Genomic DNA, 21340 nt, shown 5'->3' on the forward strand with positions numbered 1-21340 from the left:
ACGAGCTGCATAATCAATAATAGTTGTAAAAGTTCGATCAGAGTAACTTAGATTAAGAAAATAGCAGAAATTTGAGTCGGATTGCTAAAAAAATAAAAGGGAGTGGAGTCAGATATTAGTCATTGCTAAAAAAAGCGATTTCGATATCACTTTTGACGATGGCACAGCAAGCGAGTAGATAGCCGCTTTGTACCCAAGCCAGTGGCTCTTCTAAATAGATTACATTGCCTCGTAGAAGCTTAAGGGAGCATGAGCTGCAGTAGCCTTCACGACACTGGTATTCAACGAGAATACCAGCGCGTTCAAGCTGAGCAAGTAGAGGCTCGTCTTCAGTAACAAGAATTTCTTTCTTTCCCAAAAGTACCCTATGTAATAGGTCTTGGTTGTTAGAAATTGCTGTCATTAAAGCTGTCTTCCTTATTAAAGGTCGAAATCATCAAAATCAGATTCATCCAAATCGTTATCGATTTGGCCGACTAAGTAAGAGCTGATTTCTGCTTCTTGAGGTGCAACCTGTACATTGTCACTAACCAACCAAGCGTTAATCCAAGGGATAGGGTTATGCTTGGTTTCAAAGGTTGGTAATAAACCAATGGCTTGCATACGAATGTTAGTAATGTATTCAACATATTGGCCTAGAATTTGTGCATTCAAACCAATCATAGAGCCATCTTTGAAAAGGTAACTTGCCCATTCTTTTTCTTGCTCTGCTGCTTCAAAAAAGATTTGGTAGGCTTCGTCTTCACACTCTTTTGCAATTTCTTCCATTTCTGGATCATCTTTGCCTGATGCCATCAAATTGAGTATGTGTTGAGTCCCTGTTAAATGTAGGGCTTCATCACGGGCAATCAATTTAATAATTTTTGCATTACCTTCCATTAAGGTACGTTCTGCAAAAGCAAAGCTACAAGCAAAGCTCACGTAGAAGCGAATGGCTTCTAATACATTGACTGACACCATGGTTAGATAAAGGGCTTTTTTAAGCGCTTTTATGTTTACATCAACTTCGCCTTTGCCTGGAACATTATGAACGCCTGGGCCTAAGGTGTTGTATAAACCGACTAACAAGATGAGATCGTCATACCATTTTGAAACACTTTCAGCACGTTTTGTGATTTCGGCATTTTCAGTGATATCGTCGAAAACCAAACTTGGGTCATTAACAATGTTACGGATAATATGAGTGTAAGAGCGACTGTGAATAGTTTCACTAAAAGACCAAGTTTCAATCCAAGTTTCAAGTTCAGGAATAGAAACAATAGGTAAAAGGGCAACGTTAGGTGAGCGGCCTTGTACACTGTCTAGTAGTGTTTGGTATTTTAGGTTGCTCAAAAAGATGTGCTGCTCGTGTGCTTCAAGACGTTGGAAGTCTTTTCTATCTGAAGATAGATCAACCTCTTCAGGACGCCAAAAGAAAGATAATTGCTTTTCAATGAGCTTCTCAAAGATAGGGTGCTTTTGTTGGTCGTAACGTGCGACGTTAACATTCTCACCAAAGAACATAGGTTCTTTCATACTATCAAAGCGTTTGCGGTTGAAAGTAGAGTAGCTCATTTAAATAAGGTGTCCTTTAATCGGTTTGCAGGTATGGCTGAGTAAACACAAGTTTAACATGTGTTAATTATCACATAAAAACGCAGCACAAGGTGTCTTTTGTGCTGCGTTTTTAAACTATGATATGGCTAAATTTGACTCGGTGTCATGAGTATACAGGCCCTGGAGAGCCTATATTTTACAAGCACCACCAGCGCAATCATCTTCTAAGTCATCTTGCTGATCGTCTGCACCATCACGGGTGTTATGGTAATAGAGGGTCTTAATACCCAGTTTATAAGCAGTTAGAAGGTCTTTAAGAAGTAGCTTCATAGGCACTTTTGAAGACTCGAACTTAGCTGGGTCATAGTTTGTATTAGCCGAAATTGCTTGGTCAACAAACTTTTGCATGATACCAACAAGCTGCAAGTAACCATCATTAGATGGGATAGACCATAATAGCTCATACTCATCTTTAAGGCGTTCAAATTCTGGTACTACCTGCTTTAGGATACCGTCTTTACTGGCTTTAACCGAGACGAAACCGCGTGGTGGCTCAATACCGTTTGTTGCATTATGGATCTGAGACGAGGTTTCAGATGGCATAAGTGCTGTCAGTGTTGAGTTACGTAGACCGTGTTCAACGATGTCTTTACGCAAAGTTTCCCAATCATAATACAGTTCTGGTGAGCAAACTTTGTCGATTTCTTTCTTATAGCTATCGATTGGCAAAATGCCTTTAGAGTATGTGGTCTCATGGAAAGCTTCACATGCACCACGTTCTTTAGACAAGTTGTTAGACGCTTTAAGTAAGTTGTACTGAATCGCTTCAAATGTTTTGTGAGTAAGCTCATTCGCACTGCCATCAGAATAACGTACGCCATTCTTAGCAAGGTAGTAAGCATAGTTGATAACACCAACACCCAATGTTCTACGTAAGTCTGTTGCTCTTTGCGCCGCAGGAACTGGGTAGTTCTGATAATCTAACAAGGAGTCTAGTGCACGTACGATTAAGTCAGATAACTCTTCTAGCTCATCTAAGCTTTCAAGAGACCCTAGGTTAAACGCAGATAGAGTACAAAGTGCGATCTCACCATTTTCGTCATAGATATGCTCTAAAGGCTTAGTCGGTAAAGCAATCTCAAGGCATAGATTACTTTGTTTCACTGGCGCTACAGCAGGATCGAAAGGACTGTGAGTATTACAGTGGTCGACGTTTTGTAGGTAAATACGGCCAGTACTTGCACGCTCAGACGCAAATAAGGTGAATAGCTCTGAGGCTTTTATTGTTTGCTTACGAATGCTGTCGTCAGCTTCGTACTGAACGTATAAACGCTCAAATTCTTCTTGGTTTGCGAAGAAAGCATCGTAAAGGCCTGGTACATCTGATGGGCTAAACAATGTAATGTTGCCACCAGAAATAAGGCGTTGGTACATAAGACGGTTGAACTGAACGCCATAATCAAGGTGACGAACACGGTTTTCTTCAACACCACGGTTGTTCTTCAATACTAATAGGCTTTCAACTTCAAGGTGCCAAATAGGATAGAAAACGGTTGCTGCACCACCGCGCACACCGCCTTGAGAGCAGCTCTTAACCGCTGTTTGGAAGTGTTTGTAGAAAGGAATACAACCTGTGTGGAAAGCTTCACCACCACGAATCGCACTTCCTAGCGCACGAATTGCACCAGCATTCACGCCAATACCAGCACGCTGACTTACATATTTAACAATTGCGCTAGAAGTTGCATTGATAGAATCTAGAGAGTCACCACATTCAATTAGGACACATGAGCTGAATTGACGGGTTGGTGTACGAATGCCCGCCATAATAGGCGTTGGTAGTGAAATCTTGAAATTAGATACGGCATCGTAAAAACGACGGATATAATCAAGACGAACACTCGTGTCGTAGTTTGCAAATAAGCAAGCTGCAACTAACAAGTAGATGAACTGAGGGCTTTCGTAAATATCACCTGTGACACGGTTTTGAACTAGGTACTTACCTTCAAGTTGTTTCACTGCTGCGTAAGAGAAGTTCATATCACGGCTGTGATCTAGGAAGCTATTTAGCTGGTCGAACTCTTCTGCTGTATAAGCCGTTAGAATATCAGCATCATAACGCTTTTGTTCTACTAGGTTTTGTACGTGGGCAAGTAAATGTGGCGGTTCAAATTCGCCAAATGCTTTCTTACGTAAGTGGAAGATAGCAAGGCGTGCTGCCATGTACTGATAATCAGGCGTATCTTCAGAAATCAGATCCGCAGCAGACTTTATTAGTGTTTCATGAATGTCTGTGGTTTTGATTCCTTCGAAGAATTGAATCTGTGCTTTTAGTTCAACTTGAGAAACAGAAACATTGTCTAAGCCTTCTGCAGCCCATGTTACAACCTTGTGTATTTTTTCTAGATTAATCGACTCTGTTTCGCCGTTACGCTTAGTGACTGTCAGTGTGGTCATGCCCATGCCTAAGATAAATGCTGATTTGATTTAAAATACTGTATCTAGTGTCTTAATCCAATATGAAGCACTAGATATAGTAATTAATTTGATTTGTTGATGCAGACGATAGTGTGCATTGAGGTGAAAATCAAGCCTTGAAAAAGACCTGAATTTAGGTCTTGCTTAACTAATAAGTGGTTACTTACTTGAGCCGCCTTAAGTCTTCGTTAACTGCTTATTGCAACTCTTTTAAATTAAATTTTTAATTTTTTTGAGCCAATTCATGACTGATTTAAAAATATTCAACTAGTTGTTCTTTGGTCAAAATACCAACAGAACGAATTGGCTAAATAAGGCGACCAAAGTATAGAGCACAAGTTGGTGGCAAAGGTAAACGGGTAGGGCATGCCTACCTAAAAAGGTAAGCAATTTACTATTTAGCACACTAGGAAGACGCATTTTATGAAGTTTGAAATGCCCCATTATAGGACCGAGAAATACAACGCCAATCCAAGGGAATAGATTCACTATATCTAGAGTACGTTGAGGGAAACCAAACTCGCCTGTGAGATAAGTATGCAAACTAAAGTTACGAACACTGTCTATACCAAAGTAGGCGGCAAGTAGGCCTATGCCTATGGCCAAACTCAACCAAGGCTTTCTAGCAACTGGAAGCACTAGCCAACTCGCTAAAAAGATAAAATGTAAGATGCCAAAGAAGATCCAATTTTGGGGCACAGTTAAGTAAGTCGCCAGTGAGATACCACCGGCAGCCAGGAAGAGCTTGAATTGTCGTTTGAAAATGTTCGGCCATTGGTAGCCATTTTGGCAGCTGATATAGGTCGACCAACCAACAGCTGTCATAAATAGGGTGATAATAACGCTACGAAATCCCACCCAGAAAGGGTCTCTTAGTGAATAGTCTATATAGTCAAACTCTCGTAAATCCCAGCAAAGGTGGAAGACAATCATGAGTAAAACGGCGATGCCTCGATATATATCAAGACTAGAACTGCGCTGAGTTGAAGTATGCTTGTTATAGCCTGTCCATGATATCCATTTCTGAGAGAGAGATTTCATATCTTACCTTGGTAAACGTTTAAGGAACCTGCGAATAAGTCCTCCCGCCTCAGCGTGTGGATAAAAGCGCCTAGATTTATTATACGCAATGGCAGAAGCCGAAAATAGAGCTGGATAGGATTTGTGATATAAGCTTTGGAGACTTAAAAGCACCAAGGTGGGAATGAATACTCAATACCTATTAGGATATTGAGTATTACAAATTAAGATTAAGGCGCTTTACGAGACCTTACCCAATGGTCATTTGAATCGAGCCTATAACATAGGCGGTCATGCAGGCGACTTGGTCTGCCTTGCCAGAATTCAATGAAATTTGCTTTTAAAACATATCCACCCCAATTTTCTGGGCAAGGTACTGTGTCTTCTTGTATTTTCTGTTCCAGATCATGAAAACGTTTATGCAGTTCATCTCTTTCTATTGTGTGACTTTGTGGAGAGACAGATGCCGCTAACTTGCTGCCTTGAGGGCGCGAAGCAAAATAGTCTTCAGACACTTTGCGAGATACTTTTACTATCTCGCCTTCTATACGCACTTGGCGACTTAATTCAGACCAGAAAAAATTCATGCAGGCCTTATTGTTATTTGCAAGATCCTGCCCTTTATCACTGTCATAGTTAGTAAAAAAGGAGAAGCCCTGCTCATCTCTTTGCTTCAGTAGCACTATGCGAGAGTGGGGGGCACCTGTTTGGTCCACAGAGCTAAATACCATAGCGGTTGGATCATTCGGGCAAGCTTCTATAGCGTCTTTTAGCCAGGCGTCAAAAAACGCCATTGGATCAAGGTTAGACTCATCTTCTAATAAGTCTTTGAATTGGTAATCACGTCGAATAGCACTAATATCTCGGTTCATAATTAAACTCTATAAGTCGATTTTGTCATCACTTTGGAAATTAAAGTCATGGTTTTCATTACGGTCTCAGGAAAAACTAAACCACCCGATTCTAAAGCTGCAATTTTATGTTTAGCTTCATCAATACGCATTTGGTTAAGTATCGCTTTGCTCTTTTCATCCTCATGGGGCAGAGAGTCTAGGTGCTTGTCTATATGAAGACAGACCTGCTCTTCTGTTGCAGCAACAAAACCTAAGCTTAGACGATCACTGATTAAACCTGCACCTGCTCCGATTGCAAAAGAGGCACCAAAAAATAAAGGGTTGAGTAGGCTTGTATGGCTATCAAGCTCATGCAGCCTTTGTTCACACCAAACAAGGTGGTCGATCTCTTCAGCTGCGGCCTCATCCATTTCTTCTCTAACACTGGATAACTTCGCCGTTAGGGCTTGGCCAGAATAAAGGGCTTGAGCACAGACTTCACCAGTATGATTAATCCGCATTAGGCCTATACTATGACGCTTGTCTTGCTCATCCATAGGTGTTTCATCCACTGTATTTGCTGGCGAAGGACGGTTGGCTTTTGCGGCATTAGGGACAAGAGTGCGTAATGCTCGGTCAAGATTTAAAATGCTGTTATCAATAAAAGACATCATAAATAAACTCTGGTAATACTCTTCTGTGTGACTTCCCTCATATCTGTAAGGAAAGGAAAATGTCTATTGCTAACCTGGTGGCCAAGTCAGCTTGCGTTCACCAAGTACGTGCATATGAATATGATATACGGTTTGGCCACCGTCTTGGTTGCAGTTCATCACAGTTCTAAAACCTGATTCATCCACTCCTTTAGCTTTTGCAATCGTTTTGGCAACAAAATGCATTTTACCGATTAATGGAATATCTTCCTCGGTGAGGTCATTGAGTGTGCTGATATGCTTTTTAGGGATGACCAAAAAATGTACTGGGGCTGCCGGCATAATATCTTCAAATGCAATGACATCATCATCTTCATAAAGCACAGTAGCAGGGATCTTTCCCGCACTGATGGAACAAAATAAGCAATCCATATTAACTCCGTAATAGTCTGTGACTCGCTTCATTGAAGCAAGCTTTAAGCTGGTTCATCTTGACTTAGAGCAGGGTTGCTTTTTGTAAGCGTAAACCTTTTGCTGTGAGTCGGGTAATGGTGTGTTTAAGCTGCTGGGGCAGCTCTAGTGTGTGTATTAGCTCATCAAAACCTAAGGTAAGAGCAAAATCTTTGGGCATTTTAACATTGTCACTTACCAGTAAGCACTGATCTTCTAATCTTAGTAGTGGTTTTATCTGGCGAACAACAAGCTGTGGTATGTAGCCATCGTGTTCAAACAATACAACCAAATTTATAACCTTCTTATCTGCTTGAGCTGGCTGTAGTGATGAGAGCTCGCTGATGTTCTTAATTTGTATAATATTAATTGGCCAAGACTGTAATAAGCTTAATAGCTTTTGGCAAGCAATTGAATCATTCCCCATGATAAACAACTGGCAAGCGTAAATAAGGTCATTGTCAGGTAGGCGGCTTTGAATTCGGTATCTAGCAGGAAAATGTATATTAAGGCGTCTTTGCTGTTTATCGCCCGAAATGCTCATTTTTCCATGCATGCTGCTTAGTAAATATTCCACATAACCTAGGCCAAGATTAAGTAGATGGTCCTGTAGTTGGGTGAAGCGTCTTGGTAAAGGGGAGATGCTGATATCTAAATGACTTAGGTTGTCTCTGTTATCATCCAATTTTTTTAAGGTGATAGTTAATGCCTTATCTCCATAATGCTTTAGTTCTAACAATAATGTTAAGAGTAAATGTTGGATCTTTTTACCTTGGTCAATTTGCTCGTAGGCTTGAGTATTAGCTGTATTAATCTCAACTAAGACACCGTCTTGATCTATTTCATGGAATAAATTGAGTGTCTCATCAATTAGAGTATCAATGTCAGCAAAGTCACTTGATGTATCTTTGAGGTTGGTGTTCATTTGCCCAAGGTTATCTAACCTTTCTAGCATGTTCTCTAAATTGCGGTTCGCAAGTAAGGCGGTATCTTTGTTATCTGATGATAAGTCAGTATTGAGTTTGTCCTTTTCGTTAAAGGCTCCACTGATAATATTGGTCTGGCGGCGCATTCTTGAGGCCAAGTCATTCACAAAGTCGAATAACTGAGAGTCATGAAAATTGCTTTTTTCAATGCGGCTGCCATTGAGTGAGTTGAGCTTTAGTAGCATGGCAACAAAGTGAATTAAGCCCTCTAATATAACCGTGACCATTAATCCCCAAATAAAGAAGGTAGGGCTAGCAAGAATGCCATACATGGTTAGTATCCAAAAACTATGGCCAATAAAGAGCAAGAGGCGAGCGGCTAAGTAATAGCCTGAATATGGAATGTGCTTGAAGCTAGCGATAATACTTAAAATGGTTAAGCTGGTTACTGTTGTCACCGTCGCTGTTGATAAGAGGAAGATACTAAACCTATCTGGTGCCAAGCTATAGAGTAGAGCGAGAGCGCCATTTGTTATGCCTAAGGCAACTAAAAATTTATCAATTTTCGGTAAGGTGTTTTTACTATCAAGGTAATAACGAGAGAAAAATACCAAAGCCATCGCTGAGAAGAGTGCTGCAAAATTATAGCTTCGTATTTGAATGCCAATACTATTGGGGAAAAGCTGGATCAGGTAGCCATGTAAAGAGAGATGTAAGATAATCATCCCCGCCAGTAACATGCTGTAAAATAGATACATGGGGTTACGGGAAAAGGAAAAGAATAAAATATTTGCCGCCATTAGTAATACGATAATACCAATTAAGATTCCGGTAATTAAGGACTCAACCTGAAAGTCACTGGCGATATCATTGAGTGGTAAAATGTCAATTTGAGCATTAATGGGTGTACTGGAAGCCAGCTTAATATACACATTAGTAATAGGTGGGTTTCGGGTAGGAAACGGTACTAAATAGTGAGGATGGTTAAGTGGTCTATTACTATAAGGGCGTAACTCCCCCAGTTCTGCAATGGGAAAAGCTATGCTTAGATGGGGCATATAGATATCGAGAATTTGCAGTCTAGGCGCTTGGACTTGAAGTGCGAGACTGTTTTGTTCAGTTAGGTGTATTGCAAGTTTGGCTCGAATCCAAATGTTGCCTTCATTGAGGCCGAATTGCATAAAGCTTTTATTGATAGGTAAAAATTGTGAGCTATATTTCTCATTCATGAGTTGAGCGAGATTTAATTGGCCAGAAGGGTCATGCAGGTAATCACCTACTAAACCAATATCAACACGGGAATTACGGTTATCTAACAAGCTGACTTCAAATTGCGCAAATGCCTGATTTGATAAAAACAAAAGAAATACAATGCAGAGTCGAATGATCACTGTGTTAGTCCATGAACAAGAGTTGTCAAAGCCATATTATTAACTAGATAGGGGATTAAATGCTATATCCGATTTTGCTTGAGTATTATTTATATTTTTGTTTTGCCTTACTGGCGATTACTTGGTTTACCCGTGCTACAAAGCCGTCACTGAGAACAAATTTATTATACGGGTATGGTTTGCTTTCCGCGCTAGGCTTTTTATTAGCGCTTGATTGGATGGGAGGCGTTATTTTTGGCTTGATACTATTGGAATTAGGTCGATTGTTAAGACGTTGGTTAGATAAAAAAGCTGAGCAACTTAAGAGGTAGTAGGGTTTAGTCAAGATATAAAAAAACCGTGACTTTGAGGTCACGGTTTTTTTGTGCTTAATTAAGCTATGAACGCTTTTTCAAACTAGTTTGATTGTTCGCGCTTAATTGCTCTGTGAGCAATGTCTGTTCTAAAGTAAACCTTATCCCAGCTTACTTTGTTTACAACATCATAAGCGGCAGCCTGTGCTTGTGAAACAGTATCACCTAGAGAAACTGCACATAGAACACGGCCACCATTAGTCACAACATTACCATCTTGTTGGCGTGTGCCAGCGTGGAATATTTTTTGATGGCTAGGAAGCTGTGCATCGTGACCAGAAATAGTATCACCTTTAGCGTAAGCTTCAGGGTAACCACCGGCAGCAAGTACTACGCCTACGCTGGCTCTAGGGTCCCAATCAGCAGAAACTTGATCTAGTTTGCCATTGATAGCGGCTAAACAAAGCTCAGTTAGGTTGGAACGTAAACGCATTAAAATAGGTTGTGTTTCTGGATCACCAAAACGGCAATTGTATTCAAGTGTTTTTGGTGTGCCATCAGCGGCAACCATTACGCCTGCGTACAAGAAACCACGGTAGCGATTGCCTTCGGCATTCATGCCTTTTACGGTTGGCATAATGACTTCGTTCATGATGCGATCATGAATTTCAGGGGTAACAACAGGGGCTGGAGAATACGCACCCATGCCGCCAGTGTTTGGACCAAGGTCGCCATTATCACGTGCTTTATGGTCTTGGCTAGAGGCAAGAGGTAGAACCGTTTCGCCATCTACCATGCAGATAAAGCTGGCTTCTTCGCCGGTTAAAAACTCTTCAATAACGACACGACTACCAGCATCGCCAAAGCTGTTGCCCTGTAGCATGTCTTCAACCGCAGCGATCGCTTCAGCTTCTGTTTGCGCTAAGATAACACCTTTACCTGCTGCTAAACCGTCGGCTTTAACAACAATTGGTGCACCCTGTTGCTTGATATAAGCGACAGCTTCGTCAATTTGAGTAAAGTTGCCATAAGCTGCAGTCGGAATGTTGTGACGTGCTAAGAAGTCTTTGGTAAAGGCTTTTGAGCCTTCAAGCTGTGCTGCTGCCGCTGTCGGGCCAAAAATAGCCAAGCCAGCTTTTTCAAATGCATCGACTACGCCAATAACAAGTGGTGCTTCAGGGCCAACAATCGTAAGGTCAATTTTGTTTTCTAATGCAAAAGCAACCAATGCGTCAGTGTCAGTAACACCAATATCAACATTTTCTACTTTGTTTTCTAGTGCTGTGCCAGCGTTTCCAGGAGCAACAAACACTTTAGTGATGTCTTTTGCTTCTGCGACTTTCCAAGCCAGAGCGTGTTCGCGACCGCCATTACCAATAACTAATACTTGCATGGAATTTCTCCTTGAGTTTGCAGATGGTGCTTTACACCACCTGCTATCACAATGTTAATTAATTTTGTTTGGCTTAGTGGCGGAAGTGACGCATGCCAGTAAAGACCATCGCCATGCCAGCTTCATCTGCTGCAGCTATAACTTCTTCATCACGCATAGAGCCACCTGGTTGGATAACTGCAGAAATACCTGCGGCAGCGGCAGCATCAATACCGTCACGGAAAGGGAAGAAGGCATCAGATGCCATCACAGAACCTTCAACTTGTAGATTTTCGTCAGCCGCTTTAATGCCTGCAATTTTAGCGCTATAAACGCGACTCATTTGGCCTGCGCCCACACCAATTGTTTGGCCTGCTTTAGCGTAAACAATGGCGTTGGATTTAACAAACTTAGCAACTTTCCAAGCAAATAAAAGATCATTTAGTTCTGTTTCACTTGGCTGGCGTTTAGAAACGACTTTAAGGTCTGCTAGTGTGATGTTGCCATCGTCACGATCTTGAACCAATAAACCGCCATTAACACGCTTGTAATCAAGTGCAGCTGGTTTATCAGCTTGCCATTGACCACAGCTAAGAAGGCGAACATTTTGTTTCGCACTAACGATTTCAGCGGCTTCAGCGCTGACACTAGGGGCAATGATTACTTCAACGAATTGGCGATCTACAATGGCTTTTGCAGTTTCTGCATCCAACTCTTGGTTGAAAGCAATGATGCCGCCAAAAGCAGAGGTAGGATCCGTTGCAAAAGCTTTGTCATACGCTGCTAGTTGGCTTTCAGCAGTAGCGACGCCACATGGGTTGGCGTGCTTAACGATAACGCAAGCTGGTGTTGTAAAGCTTTTTACGCACTCAAGTGCTGCATCAGTATCGGCGATGTTGTTGTAAGACAGTGCCTTGCCTTGAATTTGTTTTGCTGTGCTAATAGACGCTTCTTGTGGATTAGCTTCAACATAGAAAGCGGCTTTTTGATGAGGGTTCTCGCCGTAACGCATTTCTTCTTGCTTGTTGAATTGCAAGTTGAAAGTACGAGCAAAGTCTTCGCTGCCACCAGATACTTTTTTGCCTAAGAAGTTAGCAATGGCGCCATCATAATGAGAGGTATGCTCAAATGCTTGTACAGCTAGGTCAAAGCGTTGTTCGTAACTAAGGCCGCCATTTTCTTTTAGGCTAGTAAGAATGCCTTCATAGTCATTCGGATTAACAACGATAGCAACGTCTTTATGGTTTTTAGCCGCAGAGCGAACCATGGTTGGACCACCAATGTCGATGTTCTCTATTGCCATAGGTAAATCACAATCAGGACGTTCAATAGTCGCCTCAAAAGGATATAGGTTCACAATCACCATATCGATTTCATCAATGCCATGCTCTGACATGATGTTTTTATCAAGATCACGGCGACCAAGAATACCGCCATGAATCTTAGGGTGTAAGGTTTTTACACGGCCGTCCATCATTTCAGGGAAGCCTGTGTAATCAGACACTTCGGTCGCTTTAACATTTGATTCTGTTAAAAGTTTGAAAGTGCCGCCAGTAGACAGAATTTCAACGCCTTGGGCAACAAGTTGCTCAGCAAAAGCAACAATGCCTGATTTGTCGGAAACACTGATTAGTGCGCGTTTAATCGGAGTAACTGGGTTTTGATTTGCCATCGTGGATTTCTCAATTATTTATTTAGCCAAAGAACGGGGTAGAAAAACAAAAAAAGGGCGTCGAAAACGCCCTTTTTTGGAAACTATAACATGCCATACTGCTTTAGTTTTTTGCGCAGCGTACCTCGGTTTAAGCCAAGAATAGCAGACGCTTTAGTCTGATTATCTTTCGTGAAGCTCATCACTGACTCTAGTAAAGGTGCTTCTACCTCTGCTAGTACTAACTGATATAAGTCAGTAATGGGTTGCCCATCAAGATGAGCAAAATAATTCTGTAACGCTCTATCGACATTGTCACGCAGTGTATGTGACTGTTCAGAAGAGGTTGATTGAAACGATTGAGTGTTAATTTGTTCTACCACTGAAAAACCTTTTAGTTTAAAGCTAACCAATTTCTAGCAAACAAAGCAAAAATGGGTGACGCTACTTTTGCTTTATCGACTATGTGCAAATTCTGTAGGACTATTGACCGACAAAAAAATCTTCTAATTTATCAAGCTGTTCACTCGTATTATCAATACGGTTAAAAACAGCTCTAAATGTGCTCTGATCCGATAAAGTACGTAGATACCAACCCACATGCTTTCTCGCAATCCGAACACCTAAATAATCGCCATAAAATTGATGGAGTGCTGCTACGTGTGAAAGTACCAGTTGTTTTACTTCATCTAAAGTTGGCGCTGCAAGTTCTTCATTGTGTTCTAAAAAGTGTGCGACTTCTCGAAAAATCCAAGGTCTGCCTTGAGCTGCGCGTCCAATCATGATGCCATCAGCACCAGTATAATCTTTCACGAATTTTGCTTTATGGGCATCATTAATGTCACCGTTAGCAAAAACAGGAATTGAGAGAGCCTGTTTGATTTCTGCTATGGTGTCATACTCAGCATTACCTTGAAATTTACATGCTCGAGTGCGGCCATGTACTGCTAGGGCTTGGATGCCTATATCTTCTGCCATTCTAGCAATGCGTAAACCATTTTTTTGATCTTCACTCCAGCCAGTACGAATTTTCAACGTCACTGGTGCATCGACACTTTCTACTACCGCTTCCAGTATGTCACGGATTAAAGCTTCGTCTTTTAATAGAGCAGAACCTGCTGCTTTATTACATACTTTTTTGGCTGGACACCCCATATTAATATCAATAATCTGGGCGCCAAACTCAATGTTTTGACGAGCTGCCTGTGCCATCATGTCAGCATCTCCGCCAGCAATTTGAACTGACCTTGGTGAGACTTCTGCATCATGTACGAGGCGATTACGGCTTTTGTTGGTGTTCCATAATCTCACATCAGATGTAACCATTTCAGATACCACTAGACCGGCACCTTGTTGATGACAAAGGCGACGAAAAGGGATATCCGTAATGCCAGCCATAGGGGCAAGAATTACAGGTGATGAAATAGAATAAGGACCGATAGCGAAAGCCATGATATTCCTGTTTACTGGTACGGTATTGTTAAAGATCAGTTACAGCGTCGAGCGGGCGTGAATAATACCTATGCCAAGGGTATTTTTGAAGTCTTGACATGCATAAAATTGACTGTTTTTTGTGCTTTTTCGATTATTAGTTTAAAAAGTCTATTAAAACAATTAGCTCGAGTCAGGCGTTAATTTTAGTCTTGTTTTAATTGCGCTGAATATAAAGGGTGATTAGCGCGTCAGCTTGAGCGCAAGATGGGAGGAGAATAATATTAGTTTTATCTGATGTTAGGGGTTTTGCTTTGTCATTCCCTCTTAAATAGATAAGAGGGAGGCGCTGATTCTAATAAGAACGCGTTTCTGCACGATATACTTTTAGCTTATGAGTAACCGCTGTTGCACCTGGATCTGCAATTGGAATAACCAGATGAATAGGGGTTTTCGGCGGCATATAGGTAATGTCTAAAAAGTCTTTATCGAGAAAGTCTTTTTGAGAGAAAAGTCGAGCGGCAACTGGGCTGCCATTTAAGTCGTAAAACTCCATGGCTATCTTAGGCATAGGTTGTGAGAAATTGCTGTGGTTTGTCATGATCGCATTAACTACTAATGCATTTTCTTTGGTTGGATGGCTTTGTACTCTGACATGTTGGATATCAATGGCTTTCACATCCTCAAATATAGGTAGCACACAGCCATAATAAGAGCAGACAATATTATAGATAGGTCGAAAAGAAGCTGAGCGGCTGCCAGTCTCGTAATTAACAACGATTAATTGCACTGCGCTAATAATGATTAAAGCAAAACAAGCAAGCACCCAACGCCACGTATGCTTTGGTTTGCTTTCACCGTTATCCTCCGGATCATCCATTAGTTCCCCTAAGTTGTGGGATACATCATGGTTAAATTGTAGGCCTTGATTGCTGTTGCTGCCTTCTTGTTGAGAAACAGACTGAGCAAGCTCTTGAAGTGCTTGCATATATTCTGGTTCAGCCGCAGGTTTTGTGGGGCTTTCACTTGTGTTGACTGTTTGTTTGCTTGAGGCTGTAGTTTGTGGCTTTTGTGGACTGGTTAAGGTTTTAGCATCAAGGAAGAAGTCATCATCATCCATGCTTAATGTAGATTTAACCTGTGTGCTGGTTTTGCTTTTTGCTTGATTGGATTTTGCTTGGCTTTGGGCTGCTTCAAGTTCTGCAAGTTCAAGCTCCCATGGCGCAGGTTCTTTTTCGGCTTTTAAAACCTTAGCGTTAACTTTGCGTGTTTTGTCTTCTGATGGCTGCTCGGATGCCGAGTCAGAGGTTTTGTTACTGTTATCAGGTGTTTCTAAGTCATCATCAGAGATGAGAGTGTTTAACCAATCAGGGTTAACTATGTCGTCATCATCCGCAGCGGTAAATAAGTTTGGACTATGGCCTTTAGGTGCCGCTTCTTTAGGTGCTGCTTCTTTCGGTTTTGCTTTTGTCGTTTTTTTACTTTTTGTTTTGTTGTTAGCCGTTGGCGTTTTGTCTGATGCTGATGCTGAACTATCCAATGTTTGTGTAGCATGGGATTGTGCTTCAAAGATGTGGAAGCACTGACCACAACGTACTTTACCTTTTGCCATAGTCAGTACATCAGCACTTACTCGAAAAGCGGTGGAGCATTTTGGGCATTGGGTAATCATACTGTCTGGCATAATAAAGCGATTCGTCTACTCGATTAAAATAATAAAAAGTTTTGCCTAAAAATAAAGGGATGGCTTATTTGGGCAAAAACTATGTCAACAAAAGCCTTTCTTTTATATTGCTTATCATCTTGAGTATGGTAAGCAATAGTGTCTTGTTAAGCGTTCTTGGTTGCGACAATGCGGATCCAATCTTCTTTTTCAACGACTGATTCAATTGTAAACCAAGGGCTGTAAGCATCAATCACTTCTTGGGCTTGGTTTGATAAAATGCCTGAAAGAGCTAGTTGGCCACCCGTAGCAACAAGTGCTGAAATAGTGTCAGCAAGTTGGGCTAATGGGCCAGCTAGAATATTTGCTACAACAATCTCTGCTTGAAGGTCACTTTCATAAGGTGGCAGTTTTACCTCAATGCGTTTCGCATCAATCTTGTTGCGTTCAGCATTATCTTGAGTGGCTTGAACAGCTTGAGGGTCAATATCAATACCGACCATATTGCTCGCCCCTAGTAACAGGCCAGCTATACCTAAAATTCCTGAGCCGCAGCCATAATCTATAATGGTTTTATTATGGCAATCTAGGCTATCTAACCATTCAAGGCAAAGTGCTGTTGTTGGGTGTGTGCCTGTACCAAAAGCTAAGCCTGGGTCTAACATAAGGTTAACGGCTTCTGGGTCAGGAATCTCTCGCCAGCTTGGGCATACCCATAAACGTTCACCAAACTGAATAGGGTGGTAGCTATCCATCCACTCACGTTCCCAGTCCTTATCCTCTAAAATTTCGATTTTAGTCGCTAAATCTGTTTTAAGCTCGGTTGCTTTTTCATCGATCAGAGGGCGAATTTGTTCTACATCAGCATCCGCTTCAAAGAGGCCGGTAACACGTGTGTGGTTCCAAAGCGGTGTTGTGTTTAATTCTGGCTCATAAACAGGGTCATCATTTACATCTTCAAATGTAACAACCATAGCGCCACAGCCGAGCAAAAGATCTTCTAATTCTGGTACTTGTTCTGGCGTGCTCTGAACGCGGATTTGAAGCCAAGGCATATAGTGTTTTCCTGTTTGTTATGCTTGTTAGGTGAAATATCAACCTAATGGTTTTGTTGATCAAGCGGTATAGCATTATCAACTTCCTGTTTAATCACATAATAAAAGAACAGAAAGAGTGCGTATATTGATTTTGTTTAAATAAAGCTGCTTGATAAACATGATTACGGCTCGAACTATCTATGATAGTCGAGCCGTATTCTTAGCTTAACCTTTACTCAAAATGAAGTGTAGTAAAAGTTTATAGACCTAGTTTCTTCTCAAGGTAGTGAATGTTAACACCACCTTCGATAAAGCTTGGGTCTGTCGCTAGTTCTTTTTGCAGTTCAATGTTTGTTCTGATGCCATCGATGAAGGTTTCATCTAGTGCATTAGATAAACGTTTGAGTGCTGTTCTTCTATCATCAGCATGACAGATGATTTTACCTATCATGGAGTCATAGGTAGGAGGTACTGAGTAGCCACTGTAAATGTGAGAGTCAACACGAACACCCATGCCACCAGGAGCATGGAAGTAATTGATCTTACCTGGACTAGGCATGAAGGTTTTAGAGTCTTCCGCATTAATACGAGACTCAACCGCATGGCCATTTAGTACAACATCTTCTTGTTTGATAGAAAGTTTTAAGCCACTTGCTATGCGAAGCTGTTCTTTAACGATGTCAACACCTGTAACCATTTCAGTAACTGGGTGCTCTACCTGAACACGAGTGTTCATTTCGATAAAGTAGAAGCGGCCATCTTCATATAAGAATTCAAATGTACCTGCACCGCGGTAGTTGATCTCAATACAAGCGTCAACACAAGCTTGTAAGCAGGCTGCACGTGAAGCTGGATCAAGATGAGGCGCTGGCGCTTCTTCTAATACTTTTTGGTGACGACGTTGCAAAGAGCAATCACGGTCATAAAGATGAACTGCATTGCCTTGGCCATCTGCCAGAACCTGTACTTCAACGTGGCGAGGGTTTGTAAGGAATTTCTCCATATAAACCGTGCTATCACCAAAGTAAGAACCCGCTTCCGATTGAGTAATACTGATAGATTTAAGCAGGCTAGCTTCATCATGTACAACACGCATACCACGACCACCACCACCGGCAGCCGCTTTTACGATAACTGGGTAGCCAATTTCTAGCGCAATACGCTTACATTCGCTTTCGTCTGTTGGTACTGGGCCGTTAGAGCCAGGAACAGTCGGAACACCTGCTTTACGCATAGCAACAATGGCAGAAACCTTGTCACCCATAAGGCGAATGGTTTCAGCTTTTGGGCCAATGAAAGCGAAGCCAGAGTTTTCAACTTGCTCTGCAAAGTCAGCGTTTTCAGCTAAAAAGCCGTAGCCTGGGTGAATAGCTGTACTGTTTGTTACTTCAGCAGCACTAATGATAGCTGGAATGTTTAGATAGCTTTGTGCTGATGGGTTTGGACCGATACAGATTGACTCATCAGCCAAACGAACGTGCAGCAAATCGCTGTCAATTTTAGAGTGGACAGCCACTGTTTTGATACCGAGTTCTTTACATGCACGTAAAATACGCAATGCAATTTCACCACGGTTAGCAATCAAGACTTTATCAAGCATGATAGGACCTATTGAAGTAATTAAACGATAGTTACAAGCGGTTGGTCGAATTCAACTGCTTCGCCGTCTTCAACAAGGATGGCACCGATAGTACCTGACTTGTCAGCTTCGATTTGGTTCATCATTTTCATTGCTTCAACGATACAAATAGTATCACCAGCATTTACTTTTTGGCCAACTTCAACAAAAGCTTTAGAGCCTGGCGCTGGAGATCTGTAGTGAGTACCAACCATAGGAGATTTAACGGCATGGCCTGATACTTCTGGTGCTGCTGCTGGAGCGATTGTAGCAGGTGCCGCCGCTGGGGCAGGTGCTGCTGCAGCTGGAGCCGCAACAGGTGCAGCTGGAGCCGCAACAGGTGCTGGTGCAGCGTAAGCTACAGGTGTTGCACCACCACGGCTGATGCGTACTGCTTCTTCGCCTTCTTTAATTTCGATTTCGTATACATTGGATTCTTCCAATAGTTCGATCAATTTTTTGATTTTACGAATGTCCATGTTTGGTCTCTTCTGTCTGTGTTTATTTTTCCAAAAAGTCTAAGCCTTTTGGTGTTAATTATGAGCGCGAACGCTAGCCATGCTTATCCTGAGTGCAATAAGTCATAGCGAAATCTAGTGCATATTCATACCCTTTGGTGCCAAGGCCACAAATGACTGCTTTAGCGACATCATTAAAATAAGAGTGATGTCTAAAAGGTTCTCGGGCATGAACATTAGAAAGGTGAACTTCTATAAAAGGTGTATCAATCGCTAAAATAGCATCACGAATGGCGACACTGGTGTGGGTAAAGGCAGCAGGGTTAATAATGATAAAGTCTACGGCCCCGCGAGCATCATGGATTCGATTAATGATGTCGTGTTCAGCGTTGGATTGCATAAAGTCCAACGAGTGTCCCGCATTTTGAGCTTGTTGAGTCAGTGTTTTTTCTACGTCAGCTAGTGTTGTTGATCCGTAAATCTCTGGTTCACGAGTACCTAACAAATTTAGGTTAGGACCATTTAGCACTAAAAATGACGCCATACACTTTTCCCTTAATTGATAATTGACGTGAAATTATCGTTAAAAAGCAGGAATTTGTCTAGTTCTTCGGGAAAAAACACATAATTTGTTTTTCTTGTTTGCTTTTTGTTCTTTAGTAAACTCTTTGCTTGGTTTTTGCGTTACTGATTTTGCTTCAAGCTATAATTTAGTCGATCTACGACTTCTTTCTTGCTTGGTTCACCAACCAAGGCTATGTCTTTTAAATGCTTACCTGTGTCAGTGAAAAACAAAACACTTGGAGGCCCATATAAAGAAAAAGCTTGAAGAAGCGCTTTGTTATCGGCTGAGTTGTCTGTGACATCCGCTCTGACTAGGGTGAATTGATTTAGTAGAGGGACAACATCTGGTGCTAAAAATATTTCTTCTTCCATGACTATGCAGCTAATACACCAGTCGGCGTAAAAGTCGAGCAGGATAGGCTTACCTTTTGGGTTATTGGCAATAATTTTGTTTAATTCTTCAAGAGAATAAATGTCGGTAAAGTCTAATTCTTTAGCGTCTGCTTTAGTGATTGTTTGATTCAAGGTTAAATGGTGCAGTGGTGCTAAAGCGTTTCTACCTCCTGATGCTCCACCAATAGCTTGTATTAGCGCTATCATAAGCGTGATGATACCTAGGCCTAAGCGTAAAACATTGTGTTTGTTAAGCTGGTAGCGCATGAGAAAATAAGCACCCAAAAAAGCAAAGAAAACACTCCATAGAATTAATTCGTAATGGCCTAGGTTTAGGCGACTAACCAACCAGATTGCTACACCTAATAGTGCAAAACCCATGAGAGCTTTAATATCATTTAGCCATTCGCCTGCACGAGGTAAAATTTTGCGTCCAAAAAGTGCAACCAATAATAAAGGTGTAGCCATCCCCAGCGCTAATACAAACATAAGTCCTGCACCGTAAAGAGGGTCTGCTTGAGCGCTGACATATAAAATAATCCCGGCTAAAGGTGCAGATACGCAGGGCGACACGATTAACGTTGCGACGATACCTGTGATGATGACACTGATGCTTTTGTGTTTGCCGTTACTATTGCCTAGATTCTCTAATTTGTTCTGTAAGCTGGAAGGGAGCTTTAAGTCAAAAATACCGAACATGGCAAGTGATAATAAGACAAAGATACTCGCGCTAATCATGAGTACTATCGGGCTTTGTAAATAAGCTTGGATATTGTATTTGGTACCAAAAAAGCCAGCAATTGCACCTAACGCCGCATAGGTAGATGCCATGGCAAGAATATATAAAAGGGTATAATAAACACCTTGCCAAGGTTTTTTCTGCGAGCCAACGACAATGGCAGAAACAATAGGCACCATAGGTAAAACACAAGGTGTTAATGAGAGAAGAAGGCCTAAACCAAAGAGAGTCATTATAATAGTAAGACTGCTACCGCTTTGAATCAGATTGATAATTTCGCTAGTTTGAGAGGGTGCAGGCAGAGCCGGGTCTAGACTCAAGACTGGGGAGATAGAGGGTGTTGCTTGACTGTTTGTAACTGTTACTTCAATAGGTAAGGATTGAGGAGGATAGCAAAGTCCTTTATCCGCACAACCTTGATACTTAACTTGCGTTTTAATTAATGTGCCTGCAGGTAAATTTTCATCGTAAACAAGCGTCGCTTTGAATTTGTCTCGATAAACTATCACATCGCCAAAATAAGGATCAGTTTTATCTAAGCCTTGTGAAAAAGGTTCGAAGCGAATTTGACTATTTAATTCACTTTGATCAACTAGTTTAAATTGGTGCTGATAAAGGTAGTAGCCATCAGCAATGTCCCACATCACCTCAACTTGGTTATTCTCCTTTGGACTAAAACTAAACTGAAAAGCTTCTTGTACGGGTAAAAATTCATTTTTTGAATTAAATGGAAGTTTTAAATCCAATGCGTGCAATGATGCACTGGTTAAGAATAAAATAAGCAGGGTAAGGTATCGCATAAAATCCATCTGTATAGTGATGCTAAAATCTGAA

Annotated in this window: 19 protein-coding genes; 1 reads left to right on the forward strand and 18 read right to left on the reverse strand. The window is 41.4% G+C overall.

Annotation, left to right across the window (positions count from 1 at the left end):
* Positions 1-115 precede the first annotated feature (115 nt).
* The 8 genes from yfaE to TW85_RS08880 all read right to left on the reverse strand — a co-directional run bounded on the left by yfaE (position 116) and on the right by TW85_RS08880 (position 9287).
* Entirely contained in the window at positions 116-403 is a 288-nt protein-coding gene (gene yfaE / locus TW85_RS08845) for a class I ribonucleotide reductase maintenance protein YfaE (protein ID WP_046016764.1), read from the reverse strand.
* A gap of 17 nt (positions 404-420) precedes the next feature.
* Positions 421-1554, reverse strand: a complete 1134-nt coding sequence (nrdB, locus tag TW85_RS08850; RefSeq protein WP_046016765.1) for a class Ia ribonucleoside-diphosphate reductase subunit beta — start codon at positions 1552-1554, stop codon at positions 421-423.
* A gap of 171 nt (positions 1555-1725) precedes the next feature.
* Positions 1726-3993, reverse strand: a complete 2268-nt coding sequence (nrdA, locus tag TW85_RS08855) for a class 1a ribonucleoside-diphosphate reductase subunit alpha (protein WP_046016766.1) — start codon at positions 3991-3993, stop codon at positions 1726-1728.
* A gap of 303 nt (positions 3994-4296) precedes the next feature.
* Entirely contained in the window at positions 4297-5055 is a 759-nt protein-coding gene (locus tag TW85_RS08860) for a heparan-alpha-glucosaminide N-acetyltransferase (RefSeq protein WP_238326191.1), read from the reverse strand.
* 209 nt (positions 5056-5264) lie between these two features.
* Entirely contained in the window at positions 5265-5906 is a 642-nt protein-coding gene (gene pdxH, locus TW85_RS08865; RefSeq protein ID WP_046016767.1) for a pyridoxamine 5'-phosphate oxidase, read from the reverse strand.
* A gap of 2 nt (positions 5907-5908) precedes the next feature.
* Positions 5909-6541, reverse strand: coding sequence for a 2-polyprenyl-3-methyl-6-methoxy-1,4-benzoquinone monooxygenase (gene coq7, locus TW85_RS08870; protein ID WP_046016768.1), 633 nt, complete (start codon positions 6539-6541; stop codon positions 5909-5911).
* Positions 6542-6610: 69 nt separating this feature from the next.
* Positions 6611-6952, reverse strand: a complete 342-nt coding sequence (locus TW85_RS08875) for a histidine triad nucleotide-binding protein (protein WP_046016769.1) — start codon at positions 6950-6952, stop codon at positions 6611-6613.
* A gap of 64 nt (positions 6953-7016) precedes the next feature.
* Complete coding sequence (locus tag TW85_RS08880) at positions 7017-9287, reverse strand: 7TM diverse intracellular signaling domain-containing protein (RefSeq protein ID WP_046016770.1); 2271 nt, start codon at positions 9285-9287, stop codon at positions 7017-7019.
* Positions 9288-9346: 59 nt separating this feature from the next.
* On the opposite strand from TW85_RS08880, the gene TW85_RS08885 reads away from it, so the two are divergent.
* Positions 9347-9598, forward strand: a complete 252-nt coding sequence (locus TW85_RS08885; RefSeq protein ID WP_046016771.1) for a hypothetical protein — start codon at positions 9347-9349, stop codon at positions 9596-9598.
* Positions 9599-9683: 85 nt separating this feature from the next.
* Here the strand turns inward: TW85_RS08885 and purD are convergent, their stop codons facing one another.
* The 10 genes from purD to dsbD form a co-directional block, all read right to left on the reverse strand.
* Positions 9684-10973 carry a phosphoribosylamine--glycine ligase gene (gene purD, locus TW85_RS08890; RefSeq protein WP_046016772.1) on the reverse strand — a complete coding sequence of 430 codons (1290 nt, stop codon included), beginning with the start codon at positions 10971-10973 and terminating at the stop codon, positions 9684-9686.
* Between the two features lie 73 nt (positions 10974-11046).
* Positions 11047-12624 (reverse strand): bifunctional phosphoribosylaminoimidazolecarboxamide formyltransferase/IMP cyclohydrolase, encoded by a 1578-nt coding sequence (gene purH, locus TW85_RS08895; RefSeq protein WP_046016773.1) that lies wholly within the window; start codon positions 12622-12624, stop codon positions 11047-11049.
* Between the two features lie 83 nt (positions 12625-12707).
* Complete coding sequence (gene fis, locus TW85_RS08900) at positions 12708-12986, reverse strand: DNA-binding transcriptional regulator Fis (protein ID WP_046016774.1); 279 nt, start codon at positions 12984-12986, stop codon at positions 12708-12710.
* A 100-nt stretch (positions 12987-13086) separates the two neighbouring features.
* Positions 13087-14058, reverse strand: a complete 972-nt coding sequence (dusB, locus tag TW85_RS08905; protein ID WP_046016775.1) for a tRNA dihydrouridine synthase DusB — start codon at positions 14056-14058, stop codon at positions 13087-13089.
* Positions 14059-14389: 331 nt separating this feature from the next.
* Complete coding sequence (locus TW85_RS08910; RefSeq protein WP_046016776.1) at positions 14390-15718, reverse strand: zinc-ribbon and DUF3426 domain-containing protein; 1329 nt, start codon at positions 15716-15718, stop codon at positions 14390-14392.
* Between the two features lie 146 nt (positions 15719-15864).
* Complete coding sequence (prmA, locus tag TW85_RS08915) at positions 15865-16752, reverse strand: 50S ribosomal protein L11 methyltransferase (RefSeq protein ID WP_046016777.1); 888 nt, start codon at positions 16750-16752, stop codon at positions 15865-15867.
* Between the two features lie 241 nt (positions 16753-16993).
* On the reverse strand, positions 16994-18334 hold the full coding sequence (gene accC, locus TW85_RS08920) for an acetyl-CoA carboxylase biotin carboxylase subunit (protein WP_046016778.1): 1341 nt from the start codon (positions 18332-18334) through the stop codon (positions 16994-16996).
* 20 nt (positions 18335-18354) lie between these two features.
* Entirely contained in the window at positions 18355-18831 is a 477-nt protein-coding gene (gene accB, locus TW85_RS08925) for an acetyl-CoA carboxylase biotin carboxyl carrier protein (RefSeq protein WP_046016779.1), read from the reverse strand.
* A gap of 73 nt (positions 18832-18904) precedes the next feature.
* Positions 18905-19354: a type II 3-dehydroquinate dehydratase gene (aroQ, locus tag TW85_RS08930; protein WP_046016780.1), complete on the reverse strand. Its 450-nt coding sequence runs from the start codon at positions 19352-19354 to the stop codon at positions 18905-18907.
* A 140-nt stretch (positions 19355-19494) separates the two neighbouring features.
* Positions 19495-21306 carry a protein-disulfide reductase DsbD gene (gene dsbD / locus TW85_RS08935; RefSeq protein ID WP_046016781.1) on the reverse strand — a complete coding sequence of 604 codons (1812 nt, stop codon included), beginning with the start codon at positions 21304-21306 and terminating at the stop codon, positions 19495-19497.
* Between the last annotated feature and the right edge of the window lie 34 nt (positions 21307-21340).

The organism is Marinomonas sp. S3726 (genome assembly GCF_000967665.1).
Classification (GTDB): Bacteria; Pseudomonadota; Gammaproteobacteria; order Pseudomonadales; family Marinomonadaceae; genus Marinomonas.

Excerpts from the sequence above, each read along its gene's own strand:
- yfaE (WP_046016764.1), bottom strand. The coding sequence starts at position 403 with ATGACAGCAATTTCTAACAACCAAGACCTATTACATAGGGTACTTTTG.
- nrdB (WP_046016765.1), bottom strand. The coding sequence starts at position 1,554 with ATGAGCTACTCTACTTTCAACCGCAAACGCTTTGATAGTATGAAAGAA.
- nrdA (WP_046016766.1), bottom strand. The coding sequence starts at position 3,993 with ATGACCACACTGACAGTCACTAAGCGTAACGGCGAAACAGAGTCGATT.
- TW85_RS08860 (WP_238326191.1), bottom strand. The coding sequence starts at position 5,055 with ATGAAATCTCTCTCTCAGAAATGGATATCATGGACAGGCTATAACAAG.
- pdxH (WP_046016767.1), bottom strand. The coding sequence starts at position 5,906 with ATGAACCGAGATATTAGTGCTATTCGACGTGATTACCAATTCAAAGAC.
- coq7 (WP_046016768.1), bottom strand. The coding sequence starts at position 6,541 with ATGATGTCTTTTATTGATAACAGCATTTTAAATCTTGACCGAGCATTA.
- TW85_RS08875 (WP_046016769.1), bottom strand. The coding sequence starts at position 6,952 with ATGGATTGCTTATTTTGTTCCATCAGTGCGGGAAAGATCCCTGCTACT.
- TW85_RS08885 (WP_046016771.1), top strand. The coding sequence starts at position 9,347 with ATGCTATATCCGATTTTGCTTGAGTATTATTTATATTTTTGTTTTGCC.
- purD (WP_046016772.1), bottom strand. The coding sequence starts at position 10,973 with ATGCAAGTATTAGTTATTGGTAATGGCGGTCGCGAACACGCTCTGGCT.
- purH (WP_046016773.1), bottom strand. The coding sequence starts at position 12,624 with ATGGCAAATCAAAACCCAGTTACTCCGATTAAACGCGCACTAATCAGT.
- TW85_RS08910 (WP_046016776.1), bottom strand. The coding sequence starts at position 15,718 with ATGCCAGACAGTATGATTACCCAATGCCCAAAATGCTCCACCGCTTTT.
- prmA (WP_046016777.1), bottom strand. The coding sequence starts at position 16,752 with ATGCCTTGGCTTCAAATCCGCGTTCAGAGCACGCCAGAACAAGTACCA.
- accC (WP_046016778.1), bottom strand. The coding sequence starts at position 18,334 with ATGCTTGATAAAGTCTTGATTGCTAACCGTGGTGAAATTGCATTGCGT.
- accB (WP_046016779.1), bottom strand. The coding sequence starts at position 18,831 with ATGGACATTCGTAAAATCAAAAAATTGATCGAACTATTGGAAGAATCC.
- aroQ (WP_046016780.1), bottom strand. The coding sequence starts at position 19,354 with ATGGCGTCATTTTTAGTGCTAAATGGTCCTAACCTAAATTTGTTAGGT.
- dsbD (WP_046016781.1), bottom strand. The coding sequence starts at position 21,306 with ATGCGATACCTTACCCTGCTTATTTTATTCTTAACCAGTGCATCATTG.